Genomic DNA, 1,246 nt, shown 5'->3' on the forward strand with positions numbered 1-1,246 from the left:
CAGACCTGTTGATTAACCAGAAATTGTAATACAAGTCATCCTACCAGAGGCATACTGAAGCAGGCGATTCAGTCGCACCACCCACTCAATCGGTAACTTACACAGACCAAATAAGCGTGAAAATTGAACAAATGAAAGCCTGGCATGCCGGGGCATTTTTAAGGAAAGTGCATCGAATGACCATTTGAGCAGGACATAGACCATGAGAGCGCTAAACAATTGGCCATATACCGCATTTTCGGTTGTGCCAAATAGGGTAGTTAGGTTCATATGCTGTTTGATCCAGCGAAAAAAGACCTCAATCTGCCAGCGAGCTTTATATATCTGTGCAATTTGCTCCGCCGTCACATGCATTAAATCGGTCACGACTCGGATTTCACGGCCTTCGAAGTCCTGAAAAATGACGACGCGATGGCGCTTTTTCGAACGACATTGCGGAGTGCCCAGTTGACAGGTGATGTCACGTATGACCGGTAATTCCATCGGACTTTGTCGACGTAACGCTTTGGGCTTTTCCAGATGGACGTTGTCGCGCAAGCGAATGACAAACGATTGTCCGTCTTGTTTGAAACGATCCAGTCGCTCCAGTTTGCCGTACGCCCGGTCCATGACCATAATGAAAGGCATCTGAGTCAGGCTTTCGCTCACCGGTCCATCGTGTCTGGAACCAACGGTTTCTTCGACTTTCAGAGGTTGCTCTGTTTCGGCTTGAAGAGCCACGTGAAGTTTAACGCCTGATCGTTCCCCATGATAAGGAGCCCATGGCAAGCGGGTTTTGCCTACGGTCACTGTGGTCGAATCAATGAGTAGCAGTTCCTTCGGGAAAGCCAACTTTCGCCGGATTTCTCGATTACACTTCCGGACGAGCAAATGAAAAATCTCCTTAAATACGGCAAACGGAACTTCAGCCGCTTTACTTGAAAATCGTGAATAATGAACTTCCACCAGGCCACTGAGGGAAGCGCGATCAGAACCAGCACGGTAGCTGGGCCATTCTTCATAGGCTGCTGTGCACCAATATTGCAACAATTGATACACTGTAAATTTACGAGCTTTATCTGCGTACCCCGATCGGTTGACGATGGATTCGACTTCTTCCGGCGTCAATATCGATTGAAGAATAGACAGGATCGTGGTAGACTTTTTCATGGAGTCGTCACCTTTCGGTTTGTTTGTAGGGGTACAAACAGTTTACCGGGTTGACGGCTTTTTTTCTACCATTTTGTGGTTATTCAACAGACGTGAT

The 1,246-nt window shown here is 47.4% G+C and carries 1 protein-coding gene; it reads right to left on the reverse strand.

Features of this window, described 5'->3' with window-relative positions:
* Positions 1-12: 12 nt before the first annotated feature.
* On the reverse strand, positions 13-1,149 hold the full coding sequence (locus KXG62_RS33790; protein WP_218096395.1) for an IS4 family transposase: 1,137 nt from the start codon (positions 1,147-1,149) through the stop codon (positions 13-15).
* Between the last annotated feature and the right edge of the window lie 97 nt (positions 1,150-1,246).

The organism is Paenibacillus solanacearum (assembly GCF_910593845.1).
Classification (GTDB): Bacteria; Bacillota; Bacilli; order Paenibacillales; family NBRC-103111; genus Paenibacillus_G; species Paenibacillus_G solanacearum.